General features: G+C 66.3%; 16 protein-coding genes. 8 read left to right on the forward strand and 8 right to left on the reverse strand.

Annotation, left to right across the window (positions count from 1 at the left end):
• The first annotated feature begins 135 nt into the window (after positions 1–135).
• Positions 136–1,887 carry a thiamine pyrophosphate-binding protein gene (locus ACZ5TO_RS14585; RefSeq protein ID WP_464798607.1) on the forward strand — a complete coding sequence of 584 codons (1,752 nt, stop codon included), beginning with the start codon at positions 136–138 and terminating at the stop codon, positions 1,885–1,887.
• Here the strand turns inward: ACZ5TO_RS14585 and ACZ5TO_RS14590 are convergent.
• Positions 1,878–2,807 carry a LysR substrate-binding domain-containing protein gene (locus ACZ5TO_RS14590; RefSeq protein ID WP_464798608.1) on the reverse strand — a complete coding sequence of 310 codons (930 nt, stop codon included), beginning with the start codon at positions 2,805–2,807 and terminating at the stop codon, positions 1,878–1,880. The two genes, ACZ5TO_RS14585 and ACZ5TO_RS14590, sit on opposite strands and share 10 nt — an antisense overlap.
• A gap of 109 nt (positions 2,808–2,916) precedes the next feature.
• Between ACZ5TO_RS14590 and ACZ5TO_RS14595 the strand changes: the two genes are divergently transcribed.
• Genes ACZ5TO_RS14595 through ACZ5TO_RS14620 form a run of 6 tightly spaced genes read left to right on the forward strand, consistent with a single transcriptional unit; the run spans position 2,917 to position 7,692 of the window.
• Entirely contained in the window at positions 2,917–3,381 is a 465-nt protein-coding gene (locus tag ACZ5TO_RS14595; RefSeq protein WP_184145358.1) for an Lrp/AsnC family transcriptional regulator, read from the forward strand.
• A gap of 29 nt (positions 3,382–3,410) precedes the next feature.
• Positions 3,411–4,244, forward strand: coding sequence for a transporter substrate-binding domain-containing protein (locus ACZ5TO_RS14600; protein ID WP_464798609.1), 834 nt, complete (start codon positions 3,411–3,413; stop codon positions 4,242–4,244).
• A gap of 12 nt (positions 4,245–4,256) precedes the next feature.
• Positions 4,257–4,970 carry an aspartate/glutamate racemase family protein gene (locus ACZ5TO_RS14605; protein ID WP_464798610.1) on the forward strand — a complete coding sequence of 238 codons (714 nt, stop codon included), beginning with the start codon at positions 4,257–4,259 and terminating at the stop codon, positions 4,968–4,970.
• Positions 4,970–5,626: an amino acid ABC transporter permease gene (locus ACZ5TO_RS14610; RefSeq protein WP_184145361.1), complete on the forward strand. Its 657-nt coding sequence runs from the start codon at positions 4,970–4,972 to the stop codon at positions 5,624–5,626. Before ACZ5TO_RS14605 ends, ACZ5TO_RS14610 begins: the two co-directional genes overlap by 1 nt.
• Positions 5,623–6,417: an amino acid ABC transporter ATP-binding protein gene (locus tag ACZ5TO_RS14615; RefSeq protein ID WP_464798611.1), complete on the forward strand. Its 795-nt coding sequence runs from the start codon at positions 5,623–5,625 to the stop codon at positions 6,415–6,417. The genes ACZ5TO_RS14610 and ACZ5TO_RS14615 overlap by 4 nt, the downstream gene beginning before the upstream one ends.
• An 18-nt stretch (positions 6,418–6,435) precedes the next feature.
• Complete coding sequence (locus tag ACZ5TO_RS14620) at positions 6,436–7,692, forward strand: NAD(P)/FAD-dependent oxidoreductase (protein ID WP_464798612.1); 1,257 nt, start codon at positions 6,436–6,438, stop codon at positions 7,690–7,692.
• Between the two features lie 60 nt (positions 7,693–7,752).
• Here ACZ5TO_RS14620 and ACZ5TO_RS14625 read toward each other — a convergent pair whose 3' ends face one another.
• The 7 genes from ACZ5TO_RS14625 to ACZ5TO_RS14655 all read right to left on the reverse strand — a co-directional run bounded on the left by ACZ5TO_RS14625 (position 7,753) and on the right by ACZ5TO_RS14655 (position 12,695).
• Positions 7,753–8,085, reverse strand: a complete 333-nt coding sequence (locus ACZ5TO_RS14625) for a hypothetical protein (RefSeq protein WP_464798613.1) — start codon at positions 8,083–8,085, stop codon at positions 7,753–7,755.
• Positions 8,082–8,969, reverse strand: a complete 888-nt coding sequence (locus ACZ5TO_RS14630) for an NAD(P)-dependent oxidoreductase (RefSeq protein ID WP_464798614.1) — start codon at positions 8,967–8,969, stop codon at positions 8,082–8,084. Before ACZ5TO_RS14630 ends, ACZ5TO_RS14625 begins: the two co-directional genes overlap by 4 nt.
• A 57-nt stretch (positions 8,970–9,026) precedes the next feature.
• Positions 9,027–9,758 (reverse strand): amino acid ABC transporter ATP-binding protein, encoded by a 732-nt coding sequence (locus ACZ5TO_RS14635; RefSeq protein WP_464798615.1) that lies wholly within the window; start codon positions 9,756–9,758, stop codon positions 9,027–9,029.
• Positions 9,759–9,820: 62 nt separating this feature from the next.
• Complete coding sequence (locus tag ACZ5TO_RS14640; protein ID WP_184146876.1) at positions 9,821–10,612, reverse strand: transporter substrate-binding domain-containing protein; 792 nt, start codon at positions 10,610–10,612, stop codon at positions 9,821–9,823.
• A gap of 66 nt (positions 10,613–10,678) precedes the next feature.
• The gene (locus ACZ5TO_RS14645) at positions 10,679–11,335 is read right to left on the reverse strand and encodes an amino acid ABC transporter permease (RefSeq protein ID WP_464798616.1); all 657 of its coding nucleotides are present in this window, start codon (positions 11,333–11,335) and stop codon (positions 10,679–10,681) included.
• 1 nt (position 11,336) lies between these two features.
• On the reverse strand, positions 11,337–12,023 hold the full coding sequence (locus ACZ5TO_RS14650) for an amino acid ABC transporter permease (RefSeq protein ID WP_464798617.1): 687 nt from the start codon (positions 12,021–12,023) through the stop codon (positions 11,337–11,339).
• 39 nt (positions 12,024–12,062) lie between these two features.
• A complete protein-coding gene (locus ACZ5TO_RS14655; RefSeq protein WP_184146870.1) occupies positions 12,063–12,695 on the reverse strand; it encodes an HD domain-containing protein in 633 nt (210 codons plus the stop codon).
• 103 nt (positions 12,696–12,798) lie between these two features.
• Between ACZ5TO_RS14655 and ACZ5TO_RS14660 the strand changes: the two genes are divergently transcribed.
• Complete coding sequence (locus ACZ5TO_RS14660) at positions 12,799–13,698, forward strand: LysR family transcriptional regulator (protein ID WP_184146868.1); 900 nt, start codon at positions 12,799–12,801, stop codon at positions 13,696–13,698.
• Positions 13,699–13,750 lie beyond the last annotated feature (52 nt).

A 13,750-nucleotide genomic window follows, 5' to 3' on the forward strand; every position in this document is an offset into this window, starting at 1 on the left:
ATGGCGAGAGCCCAGACCCGGCGGCCGAAACCGGCGGTTTGACGGATCATGCCTTCCGGTCCCGGCATATCGCCGGTCCCGGGCGACCGCTCATGGCTTTATTCTGCCACCGCAACAGAGGTGGGAGAAAGCGAAATGCGCGGTGCGGATATTCTGGTGGAAATGCTCATCGGCTACGGCGTCGATACGATCTTCGGCGTGCCGGGAGATACGAACGTTCCCCTCTATGAAGCCCTTCAGCACCGGGAAGGCGAGATCCGCCATGTCATGGCGCGCGACGAACGTTCGGCCGGCTACATGGCCGACGCCTACGGGCGGTTCACCAACAGGCCGGGGGTCTTCGAGTGCCCCTCGGGGGCGGGCGCGATGTATTCCCTGCCGCCGGTCGCCGAATCGAACGGCTCGTCCGTGCCCGTCATTCTTCTCACCATCGACATTCCCCTTCCCGGCGAAGGCCGCGGCGTGCTCACGGAACTCGATTGCGCCAAGCTCTTCGAGCCGGTGACGAAGCTGTCCGTCCAGGTGAAATCGCCGGAGAAGCTGCCGGAGATCGTCCGCCGGGCCTTCCGCGTCGCCTGTTCCGGCAAGCCCGGCGCCGTGCATCTGCAAATCCCCGAGGACATGCTGCTCGCCGAAGTGGACCCCGCCCGCATCTCCCTGCATGTCGAGGAGGAATGCCGCACGTTTCCGGCCTATCCCACGCTGCCGCCGCGCGCGAAGCTGGAGGACCTGCTGAAACTGCTCGCGAAGGCCGAGCGGCCGCTGATCGTGGCGGGCGGCGGGGTGAACCGCGCCCGCGCCGGCGACCGCATCACGGAGCTTGCTGAGAAATACAACGTGCCCATGTGCACGACCATGACCGGCCAGGGCGCCATCGACGACGACCATCGCCTCGCCATCGGCGTCATCGGCGACAACGGCTTCCATCCCCATGCGAACTGGGCGCTGGAACATTCCGACTTCACGCTCTTCGTCGGCTCGCGCATCGGCTCGGTCGTCACCATCGGCTGGACCTTCCCGCGCATCACCCTCAACCGCCGGCTGGCGCAGATCGACATCTCGCCGGAGATCATGGCCAACAACTACGAGAACCTGCTGTCCATCCAGGGCGATGCGCTGCTGGTGCTGGAAGAGCTTCTCAGCCTCGACGCGGCCATCGAGCCCGCCCGGCATGATGCGTGGATCGACGAGCTCAACAGCCGGCGAAAGGTGTTCTGGGATCACGCCGAGGAGGCGCTTTGCGACGAGCGGGTTCCGCTGCGCCCGGAGCGGGCCGTGCGCGCCTTCAACGAAGCGCTCCAGGCTTCCGGCAAGCCGGCGCTGATCTATTCCGATGCCGGAACGCCGACGCCCTACATGACGCGCTTCCTCAAGATCAACGACCGCGAGACGCGCTTTGCCATTCCGCGCGCCTTCGGCGGCCTCGGCTCGGCACTTCCCGCGATCGTCGGGGCGTGGCGGGCGGACCCGTCCAAGCGCCCCATCGGCCTTTTCGGCGACGGGTCCTTCGGCATGACGGTCGGCGAACTGGAAACGCTGGTGCGCCTGCAGGTCCCGGCCATCCTCATCCTCTTCAACAACGGGACCTTCGGCTGGATCAAGGGCCTGCACCGGCTGAAGGGCCACAACCAATGCTTCGGCGTGGACTTCCTCGCGCCGAGGGGGCAGGCCATCGCCGAGGCCTACGGCCTCAAGGCCTGGACGGCGCGCACCGCCGCGCAGCTCGACGACGCGCTGGCCGGGGCCTTCGCCCATCGGGACGGGCCGTGCCTCATCGACGTGCACGTCGAATCCATCGCCGACCGGGTTCCGCCGGTCTATTCCTGGCTCCTGAAACGAGGCGAGGATCCGCTGGACCTGCGGCCGGCCGAAAAGGCCTATCTTTGACCCGCCGCACAGGCCGGCGGCATGAACTGCCTGCGCCGGCCGAATTCCGTGGCGAACCAGTCACGGAAGATGCGCACGTTCGTCGAGCTCATCCGCACCTGCGGAAAGCAGAGATAAAAGCCTTCGCCCGACGTCTGGAGCCTGTCGAAAGCAAGCCTCAGCGTTCCCGACGCCAGTTCGTCGCGCACATGCAGCTCCGGCACGACGGCGAGCCCCATGCCGTTGACGGCGCATTCGAGGATCATGTCGAAATTCGGCAGGCGCGGGCCGTAGATGCGGCTCTTGTAGTGAACGCCCGCGCCCCGCAGCCAGTGCAGCCAGAGACTCGGCCGGCTGGAATTCTGGATCAGCGGATAGTCCAGCAGCGCCTCATCGCTTGAGAGTCCCTCCGGCGGCAGCAGCTCCGGCGCGCCGACCACGACCAGCTCCTCCTGAAACAGCAACTGGCTGCGCGCGCCGCTCCAGTTGCCCGTGCCCCGCACAAACGCAAGATCGAGCTCGGAGGTCGCGAAATCGAGATCGTGGCGGCAGGGATAGACCTCGAACCACGTCTGCGGATGGGCGCTTGCAAAGGCGGTCAGCATGGCCGCGCCCCAGCGCCGCATCAGGGTCGGGGGAAATCCGATCTTCAGCATGCTCTGCGCCGTTCGCCCGCGCACGGCGTCGATCGAAACGTCCTCCAGCTTGTCGAGCAGGCGCGAAATCTCCTCGTAGTACCGCGCGCCCTCGGCCGTCAGCACCAGTTTCGGCCCGGCGCGCTCGAAGAGCGTAAGCCCAAGGAAATCCTCCAGATTCTTGATCTGCCGGCTGATCCCGCTTTGCGTGACGCCCATGTCCTCGGCCGCCTTCGTGAAACTGAGATGGCGCACGGAGGCGTCGAAGGCATGAAGGGCACTGAGGGAGGGCAGGAAGCGGCGCATGGGAATCTCCACTGGACAAGCATGAGTAAAAGTCATGGAGAACCCATTTTTCAATGTTTTTCTTCGGGAAGATTTCGCCGCACTCTCCGGTAAAAGAGGTGGGAACGACATGGACTACGGCGACAGCATCGACCGAAACCTGCTCAGCATCCTGGAGGAGAACGCCCGCGTTCCGGCCAGCGAACTCGCCCGGCGGGTCGGCCTTGCCCGCTCGAGCGTGCAGGAGCGCATCGAGCGGCTGGAGCGCCGCGGCGTCATCCTCGGTTACCGCGCCATCGTCGGGCGCCGTGGCGCCGACCAGTCCGTCTGCGCCTACCTCTTCATCACCACCGCGCTGCGGGCCACGCAGCGGCTGTTTGCCGTACTGCGCGACTATCCGGAGATCCTGACCGCCGATGCGATCAGCGGCCCGGCCAACATCCTGTGCCGCGTGAGCGTCGATCTCCTGGAGGACCTGGAGGCGCTCATCGACGAACTCGCCCGCATCGAGGGCATCGAAAGCGTGACCTACTCGGTCGTGCTCTCCAACAAAATCAATCGCGAGAACGCGTTGATCGCGCACAAGGCGCAATAGGGAACGAACAACCAACTGGGACCAGGATCATGAACAGACGCGATTTCGGAAAGACGATGCTTCTTGCGGGCGCAGCCGCGCTGCTTTCGCCCTCGGTGCTTCTGGCCGCTGCCGAAGGGCCGACGCTGAAGGCCATCCGCGAGCGCGGCACGCTGCGGATCGGCGTCTTCGCCGGCACCGAGCCCTACTATCACAAGAACCTCGCCACCGGCGAATGGGAAGGCTTCTGCGTCGCGATGGGCCAGGACTTCGCGCAATATATCGGCGTGAAGCTGGAACCGGTCGAGACCACCTGGGGCAACGCCGTCATCGATCTCCAGAGCAACAAGATCGACATGATGTTCGGCCTCAGCGACAATCCCGAGCGCGCCAAGGTCGTCGATTTCAGCAAGGCCCTGATGGACAACACCTTCACCCTCGTCGCCCGCAAGGACCTTACGGTGACGACCTGGGAAGAGATGAACAGGCCGGAGATGCGCGTGGCGGTCGATCTCGGCTCGACCCAGGACAATTTCGCCCGCAAGACCCTGCCGAACTGCACGCTGGTCGCGCTCAAATCCGCCGACGAGACCATCCTTGCGCTTCAGTCCGGCCGCGCCGACGCCATCATCCAGGTCGCCCTTCTGGCCGTGGTGACGACGAAGAACCTCGCGCAGGTCTCCAAGCTGATCATTCCCGAGCCCCAGTCGAGCCAGCCGACCACGATCGGCGTACGCCGCGATCCGAACGGCGAATTCCGCGACTTCGTCGATGCCTGGCTTGCCGAACGCCGCAAGGAAGGCAAGGTTTCGAACTGGATCGTCGACAGCCTCGCCCTCGTCGGCGTCGACAAGTCGACGCTGCCGGCGAACCTGACGTTCTGACCGGCATCCGCCATGCCTGCCCGTCCCCGCGCCCTGGGCGTCATCATGCTGGACACGGCCTTCGAGCGTCCGGCCGGTGACGTCGGCCATGCAGCGTCATGGCCCTTTCCGGTAAAGTTCCGCCGCGTGCGCGGGGCGTCCGTTCCCCTCGTCGTCCGTGCGGGCGGCGAGGGCCTCATCGACGATTTCGTCGCCGCCGGCCGGGAACTGGTCGCCGAGGGCTGCACGGCGATCGTCACCTCCTGCGGCTTCATGGCCCGCCACCAGCGCAGGCTCGCCGACGCGCTCGGCGTGCCGGTCGCCGCCTCCAGCCTCATGCAACTGCCGATGGTGGAGATGGCCCTCGGCGCGGGGCGGCGCCCCGGGGTGATCACCTATGACGAGGCAAGCCTCGGCCCCGAGACGTTCAGGGCCTGCGGCGCCGACCCGTCCGTGCCCAAGCGCGGCGTGCCGGCCGGCGGCGCCTTCCACCGCCTCGTCGAAGACAACGCGCCCTACGACCACGCGGCGCTGGAGGCGGAGGTGGTCGCCACGGCCCGCCGGCTCGTCGCCGATCATCCTTCGGTCGGCGCCATCGTGCTGGAATGCACCAACATGCCGCCCTTCGCACAGGCGATATCGACGGCCCTCGCCCTTCCGGTCTTCGACATCCTGACGCTCGGCGAATGGCTCTTCACGTCAACCTCCCCGCGGACATTCCCCCGGGCCGAACAGGGCGCGCTGTGATGGATTATCAATGGGATTTCTCGGGCCTGTGGCAATATCGCGGCCTCTTCCTGCAAGGCCTGGCCTATACGATCGGCTTCACCATCCTCACGATCGTCTCCGGCATCGTCGTCGGCACGGTCTTCGCGCTTGCCCGGCTCTCCGGGTGGAAGATCGTCACCATTCCCATCATGGTCGTCGTCGAGCTGTTCCGCTGCACGCCGGTCCTCGTACAGCTCGTCTGGTGCTACTATGCCCTGCCGATGCTGATCGGCATCGAGATCGCCCCGGCGACGGCCGCCTTCATCACGCTGACCATGTACGGCGCGGCCTTCTATGCCGAGATCGTCCGCGGCGGCATCGTGTCGATCGACGCGGGCCAATGGGATGCGGGCCGGGCGATCGGCATGCGGCGCGGGCAATTGATGGCGAAGATCATCCTGCCACAGGCGCTGCGCCGCATGGTGCCGCCTCTGGTGAACCAGTCGGTCCTCCAGTTGAAGAACACGTCGCTGCTCTCGGTGCTCGCCGTGCCGGACCTGCTCTATCAGGGCCAGCTCGTGACGTCGGCGATCTACCGGCCGCTCGAGACCTACACCCTGATCGCGTTCATCTATCTGGCGGTCCTGTTCCCGACGACGCGCCTGGCACACTGGCTGGAGGGCCGCAGGACATGACCGGCAAGGCACAGACCACGAACGGCGCGGACCCGATGATCGAGGTCGTGGGGCTGAAGAAGTCCTTCGGCACGCTCCATGTCCTGAAGGACATCAACCTGTCGGTCCCGCGCGGCCATGTCGTCGCGATGATCGGGCCGAGCGGCTCGGGAAAATCGACCCTCCTGCGCAGCCTCAACCTCCTGTCGCTGCCGGACGCCGGCTGCATCACCATCGGCGGGCACCGGATGGATTTTTCGGCGGGGCGCGTCTCCATGCGCGACCGGGACCTTGCCGCCTTCCGCGCCGGCACGGGCATGGTGTTCCAGAACTTCAACCTCTTCCCGCACATGAGCGTCATCGACAACGTGATGATCGGCCCGGTGAGCGTGCTGAAGCAGGACAAGGCCACCGCGCGGGCGCAGGCCACCGAGCTTCTCGCCAAGGTCGGCCTTGCGGCCCGCGCCGATGCCCGGCCCGAGCAGCTCTCCGGCGGGCAGAAGCAGCGCGTGGCAATCGCCCGGGCGCTGGCCATGAAGCCGGAGGTGATGCTGTTCGACGAAGCGACGTCAGCGCTCGATCCCGCGCTGGTGGGAGAGGTGCTCGCGGTCATCCGGCAGCTTGCCGAGCAGGGCATGACGATGATCCTCGTCACCCATGAAATGGCCTTCGCCCGCGACGTCGCGGACACGGTCATCTTCATGCAGGACGGCTTCGTCGTGGAGACCGGCGATGCGCGGCAGGTCATCAACGAGCCGCGCGAGGCGGCGACACGGGACTTCCTCAGCCATTTCCATGGCGGGCTTTCCTGAGAAGCGGACGAAACGGAAATGACAGGCAGGATAATCGTGGTGGGCGCGGGCATCATCGGTGCGACCGCCGCCCTGAAACTGGCCGATGCCGGCTGGCAGGTCACGCTTTGCGACGGGCATCCGCCGGGCAGCGAAGCCGGGGCGAGCTACGGCAACGGCGGCTGGATCAGCCCGGCCTCGATCATCCCGATGAGCATGCCCGGCCTGTGGCGGCAGGTTCCCGGCTTCCTCCTCGACCGGAACGGGCCGCTGACCATCGACTGGGCCTCGCTGCCGCAGCTCACGCCCTGGCTCTTGCGCTTTCTCTGGGCCGGCGCCAGCAAGTCCCGCGTGCGCCGGACCGCCGCGCGGCTGAACTTCCTGCTCCACGACGGCCCCGAGCGCCATCTGGAGCTGGCGCGGCAGACCGGGCAGGAGCGGCTGATCCTGCAGAACGGCCTGCTCTACGCCTATCCCGACCGCGCCGCCTTCGAAGCGGAGGCGCTGAGCTGGGAGTTACGCCGGGAGAACGGCGTCGCCTATGCGGAATGGGATGAGGCGGAACTGCGCCGCCGGCTGCCCGCCCTCGGGCCTGCCTACCGCTTCGCCGTGCATGTGACGAAGGGCGCGCATTGCCGCGACACGGGCCGCTACGTCGCCGGCATCGTCGAGGCCGCCCGGCGCAAGGGCGTGGAATTCCGCCAGTCCCCCGCGACGGCCATCCTCGATGCGGTCACGCCGCGCGTGGTTCTTCAAGACGGCGAAACCCTGTCGGCCGACCGCATCGTCGTCGCCGCCGGCATTCATTCCGGCCGTCTCCTGCGCGGGCTCGGCGTGCGCATCCCCATGCAGAGCGAGCGCGGCTACCATGTCACCGTGGCCTCGGGCGAAACGCCCTTCGAGATTCCCGTCATGCCGAGCACCGGACGGATGGCCAACACGCCCACCGACATGGGCCTGCGCCTTTCCGGCCAGGTCGAGCTTGCGCGTGTGGACAAGCCGCCGAACTGGGAACGCGCGCAGGTGCTGCAACGGCATGCGCTGGCGAGCTACCCCTATCTTTCCGACGACAAGGCGCCGCGGCTGCGCCTGTGGATGGGGCACCGGCCCTCCACGCCCGACGGGCTGCCGGTGATCGGCCCCCTGTCGCGCCATCCCGGCATCGTCGCGGCCTTCGGCCACGGCCATATCGGCATCGCCGCCGCCCCCAAGACGGCGGATCTGGTCATCGACGCGCTGGAAGATCGCATCGGCGAGGATGCGCGGCCCTTCCTGCCAAGCCGCTTCGGGCAATGACCGGCAAGCCACGCCACCACGCCGCCGAAGCGGACCGGAAGGCTTCAGGCGCCGGTCTTTTCAAACGACATATTCGTTTGCGAGCGTGACATGGTGGTGGATGCGGCCGTCGAAGAATTCGGCGAGCACCGCCTCGGTCGCCGCGCGGGCCTCGGTTCGCGCGGGACTGGCAAGCGCCGCCTCCACGGCCTGAAGGCTCGGATAGTTGACGGCGAGGATCATCGGATATTCCGGCGCCCCCTCGTCGCGGCTCTCGGCGAAGCAGACGCGCACGTCCGTCGCGTGCGGGAACTCTTTCCACTTCGGCAGGATGCGCTCGATCACGGCCTTGCGAAAAGCATCGGTCCTGCCCTCCTTCACCTTGCCCTCGAACAATGCGTAGCGGGTGATCATGTAAAGTTCTCCTTGCTCGGGCCGCGGAAGAATTCCATCAGGGCCGCCTGGTCCTCCCCGCCGAGCCCTGCGGCCGTCAGCATGCGGTGGATCTCGGCGCAGGCCGCCGTCAGCGGCATGGCCGTGTTGGTGCGGCGGGCAAGGTCCTGCGCGCCGGAAAGGTCCTTCACCATGTTGTCGATGCGGCCGGTGCGGCGGTAGTCCTTCGCCACGAAGCGCGGCATGTATTCCTGCAGGATCGCGCTGTCGGCGCGACCGCCCTTCAGCGCCTGCGGAATCTTTGCCGCATCGACCCCGGCATCGAGCGCAAGCTGCGTCGCCTCGGCGACGGCAAGGAAGCCGAGGCCGCAGAGCACCTGGTTGATCAGCTTGGTCGTCTGTCCTGCGCCGACCGGACCCATATGGGTGTAGTTGCTCGCGACATGGCGCAGCACGGTATGCGCATCCTCGACGTCCTTCGCCGCGCCGCCGGCCATCAGCGTGAGCTCGCCGGTCAGCGCCTTCGGCGCGCCGCCGGAAAGGGGGCTGTCTACCCAGCGAAGGCCCTTTTCGGCGGCATCGGCCGCGAGCTCTTTCGTCGCCTCGGGATCGATCGACGACATGTCGATGATCAGCGTGCCGGGCCTTGCGCCTTCCGCCACGCCCGTCTGACCGAAGACGGCCTTGCGCACGATGGCGGGCGCGTTGAGGCTGAGGATGACGTAGTCGCTCTCTGCAGCCGCTTCCGCCGCGCTCGACGCGGCATAGGCGCCCCTGTCGACCAGTGCCTGGCGCTTTTCCGGGCTGGGGTCGAAGACGGTGAGATGGTTGCCGGTCTCCGCAAGCCGCATGCCGATGGCGCCGCCCATGGCGCCCGCGCCGATCAGCGCTACCCTGTTGCTCATGGCACGCTCTCCTCAAGATGCGTTGCGATGTCGATGGTCACGGCTCAAGGGCGGCGATCAGCCGACTTCCGACCGGAGGAAGGCCTGGAGTTCCGGCGTTTTCGGAGCAGAGAAGAATTCGGCGGAGGGGCCTTCCTCGTGGATGATGCCGTCCTTCATGAAGATCGTCTTGTTGGCGACGCGCCGCGCAAAGCCCATTTCATGGGTGACGAGGATCATCGTCATGCCGCCGCGGGCGAGATTCTCGATGACGGCGAGCACTTCGCCGGTCAGCTCCGGATCGAGCGCCGAGGTCACCTCGTCGAACAGCAGGACCTTCGGCTGCATGGCGAGCGAGCGGGCGATGGCCACGCGCTGCTGCTGGCCGCCGGAGAGCATGTCCGGATAGGCGTCGAAGCGATCGCCGAGCCCGACGAGCGACAGGCAGCGCCTCGCCTCCTCGCGGGCGGCCTGCTTCGGCAGGCCCTTCACCTGCACCGGCGCGAGCATGATGTTCTCGCCGGCCGTCAGGTGGGGAAAGAGGTTGTAGCTCTGGAAGACGATGCCCACGTCGCGGCGGAGCTGGCGCAGCTCGGCTGGCCTCCGCGACATGCGGTGGCCGGCCACCTCGATCTCGCCGTCGTCGATGCTTTCGAGGCCGTTCAGGCAGCGCAGGAAGGTGCTCTTGCCGGAGCCGCTGCGGCCGATCAGGGCGACGACCTCGCCGCCTTCGACCGTGAGGGACACGCCCTTCAGGACCTGGAGCGCACCGAAGCTCTTGCGGATGTTCTTTGCGACGACGACGGACATGGCGGGGCCTCTCGATCGGGAAAGACGGGGCGCCGCGCGGGCGCCCCCTGGGTTTCAGGCAATCAGAACGACGGCAGTTCCGGCATCGGGGTCTTCATCCACTTCTCGTAGATCGCGCCCAGCTCGCCGCTCTGCTTGTGGACGAAGAGCACGGTGTTCAGCCAGTGCAGGAGGTCCGGATCGTTGCGGCGCAAGCCGACGCCGTAGAAGCTCTGGAGATAGGTGGTCTTCTCCTCGAAGCCGCGGTCGGGATAGCGTTCCTGAAGCTGCGCGGCGATGTAGTTCACCGTGCCGATCGCATCGACCTGGCCGGAGACGAGCGCGTTCAGCGTCGTGCTGTCGTCGTCGAAGCGGACGAGCTCCATGCCTTCGATCCCGGCGGCCGAGAGGATCTTCTCGTGCGCCGTGCCGCGCGGCACGCCGACGCGCTTGCCGGCAAGGTCCGCGAGGCTCTTTATGACCGTGTCCTTCGGCGCGATGATGACCGACTTGTGGCCGCCATAGGGATTGGAGAACGCGACCGAGAGCGCACGCTCGGTATAGATGCCGAAGCTCGCCACGACGAAGTCGACCTTGCCGGTCTGGAGCGACGGGATCCGGCTCTGGCCGGTAACGGAGACGAGTTCCAGCTCGACGCCGAGATCCTTGGCCAGCAGCTTGGCGACATCGACGTCGAGCCCGTCCGGCTGCATCTCGGCGTTGGTGATGCCGAAGGGCGGCACCGACAGGTCGACGCCGATCAGCACCTTCTTGCGGGCGATGATGTCGTCGAGGGAGGAGGCCGATGCCGTGGCGGCGCCGACGGTGAGGGCGAGAAGCCCGACGAGGGGCAGGAGAAGGGATTTCAGGCGCATGGTATCCTCTCAGTTTCGGTTGGGGTTCCGGTTGGGTGGACGGCCTTCTGCGTGCCGTCCGGTGGTTCAGGTTCTCGCGCCGCGGCGCGCGGTGCGCCGCTCCAGCCACAGGCTGAGCTGCGTCAGCGGGAAGCAGACGGCGAAGTAGAGTGCGGCGACGCTGAGGAACGCCTTGAGCGGCTCGAACGTGGCGTTGCTGACGAGCTGGCCGGCACGGGTGATCTCGATGAAGCCGATGATCGAGGCGAGCGAGGTCTGCTTGATGATCTGCACAAGGAAGCCGACCGTGGACGGCATGGCAAGGCGGATCGCCTGCGGCGCGATGACGAAACGCAGCGTCTTCCAGGGCGTCAGCGCCAGCGCGTCGGCGCTCTCCCACTGGGCCTTGGGAATGGCGCGCAGCGCGCTTTCCCAGATGGCGCCGAGGAAGGCGCTGGAATTGACGGTGAGCGCGATGGCGGCCGCCGTCAGCGCGGCGATCTCCACGCCGAACAGCGAAGGCGCATAGTAGCAGAGGAACAGCAGCACGAGCAGCGGCAGGCCCTGGACCAACTGCATGTAGAAGGTGGTGAGGCCGCGCAGCACGCGGCTGCGGGCGATGCGCAGCAGCGCGAGCAGGATGCCCATGAGGCCGCCGCCGACGAAGGCGATGACGGTCAGCGTCAGCGTCCAGCGCAGCGCATAGACGATGAACAGGAATTCGGGCGTGCCGAATGTGCGCATGTCATGCCCTCCCGAGCAGGCGGCGACGCGACCGCGTGAAGATCATGAGGCCGGCAATGTTCAGCACGCCGCGGAAGACGAAGTTGAGCACGACATAGACCACGGCGATGACGAGGTAGATCTCCATCGTGCGGAACGTCTCGGAGCTTGCGATCATCGCGGCGCCCGTCAGGTCCTCAACGCCGATGGCGGAGACGAGGCTGGTCGAGAGCATGAGCAGCACGCATTGCGAGACGATGGGCGTGAACACCTTCTCCAGCGCCGGCGGCAGGATCACGAAGCGCAAGGTCTGGAAATAGGTCATGCCGAGGCTCTCGGCCGCCTCCACCTGGCTGCGGTGCGTCGCCTCTATGCCGCCGCGCACGATCTCCGCGACATAGCCGCCGTTGTTGAAGACCAGCGCGATGAAGACGGACGCGAGGGGGGACAGGCGGATGCCGATATTCGGCAAGCCGAAGAAGATGACGAAGATCTGCACCAGGAGCGGCGTGTTGCGCGTCACCTCCACGTAGATGCGCACGAGGAGCCGCCCCGGCTTCCACGGCGAGGTGGACAGGACCGCGCTGGCGACGCCGAGCGCGATCCCCCCGAAGATGCCGACGAAGGAAAGCACGAGCGTCAGCCAGAGCCCGCTCACGACTTGCGGCAGGTAGTTCAGCAGCGGGCCGAACTGGAACGTATAGTTCATCTCTAACCTCGGCTTTCGTTCGGGTGGCGGGCGGGTTTGCTATTGCTGGCCGAGCGGGCGGACGCGCAGATTGGGGCCGGCAAAGCCGATCGTGTCCGGATGGCACAGATCCAGCGCAGCCGCCACATGCCACCACGTGTGGTCGGCCTGGCGGATGATGTAGCATTCCGTGCTGTGGCCGATATGCGCGCCTTCCAGCGAATGGCCCATGCAGATATGGCCGATCTCCTCCGGCAGGCCGACGGAAAGGCAGACATGGGTGCCGTAGGCCGAGTGGCGGAAGGAGGGCTCGCCGTAGCGGTCGCCACGCTCGCTCCAGCGCTTCAGGTTCACCGGGTCGAATTCCCAGGTCTTGCCGATATCGTGGCACAGGCCGCCGGCAAGGATGATGTCCCGGTCGACCTTCGCTTCCGGATAGGTCTTCCTGAATTCGTCGTAGATGGCCAAGGCAAGGCGCGTGACGCCGCGCAGATGCGCGTCCTGCCTGCCGCGCTTCAATGCGAAGACGTTGGGGCTGCCTTCGCCGGAAATGTCGGTGACGCGGTCGAACGACGAGCGCTCCAGCGCGAAGACCCAGGCGTCGACGACCTTTTCCCTGAGCTCGTCGGACTGGATCTCCGCGATCTCCGGCAGGTCTTCGAGAATGTGTTCGCGCGAAATGGTCTTGTACATGGGGTCACCGCGTCTCTGATGTGGATGAGGAAATCCTATGCGGTCTTGAGATCAAAATCTAATTAGGATACTTATCGCTATCGATAGAAGAATTCTATTCATCATGGCCCTCAGCTTCTCCGCTCTCGAATCCTTCTACTGGGTCTGCCAGCTGCGCAGCTTCAGCGCGGCGGCCGACAAGCTCCATGTCAGCCAGCCCACGGTTTCCTACCGCATCCGGGAATTGGAAGAGCAACTCGGCGTGTCGCTCTTCGTGCGCCAGAAGCGCCAGCTCGTGCTGACCAGCGAGGGAGAGGCGCTGAAACATTATGCGGAATCGATGATCGCGATTGCGCGGGACATCGAATCCAACATCAAGACCCGCAATACCCGCCTGCCGACGCTGAGGGTCGGCGTGATCGACAGCTTCGCCGCCGTATGCCTGCCGGCCCTGCTCGACGAACTCGACAAGCGCTTCGCCGGGACGCGGATCGCCGCCACGGTGGATACCAGCCACAGGCTTGCCGACCAGCTCTCCGAGGGTCTTCTCGACATCGCCGTCCTCTCGACCCCTCCCCCGCACGACAACGTCGCGTTGGAGCTTCTGGGCCGGCAGAGCGTCGGCTGGGTCGCAAGCAGGAAGCTGGGGCTACCGGAGGCAACCATCTCCGACGAGGAGCTGCTGGCGCAGCGCATCTTCTCGACCCCGGCCCCCTCCAACCTGCACTCGCTCACGACGGGATTCCTTTCCGCCTCGTCGGGCGGCGGGCTGAGGCTCAATGTCTGCAACAGCCTCGGCACGATCCTCAACCTCGTGGAATCGGGCACGGGGATAAGCATCCTGCCGACCCGCCTGATGCAGGAGCTGATCGCGAGCGGGACGATGCAGGTCCTGAAGACCCAGTCGCCCCTTCCCTTGCAGGAAGTGTTCATCGGCACGAACAAGGGCGCCATCGTGCGCGCCCTCCCGCAGGTGACGCAGATGATCCGGAAGGTCAGCGGCAGCGTCGGTTTCTGCGTTTGAGGATGTCATGCAAACCCGGGAACCCGGCCGGTCGAGGCGCGGAGACGGTAAC

The sequence above is a fragment of the Shinella sp. Sh6 genome (genome assembly GCF_055392685.1).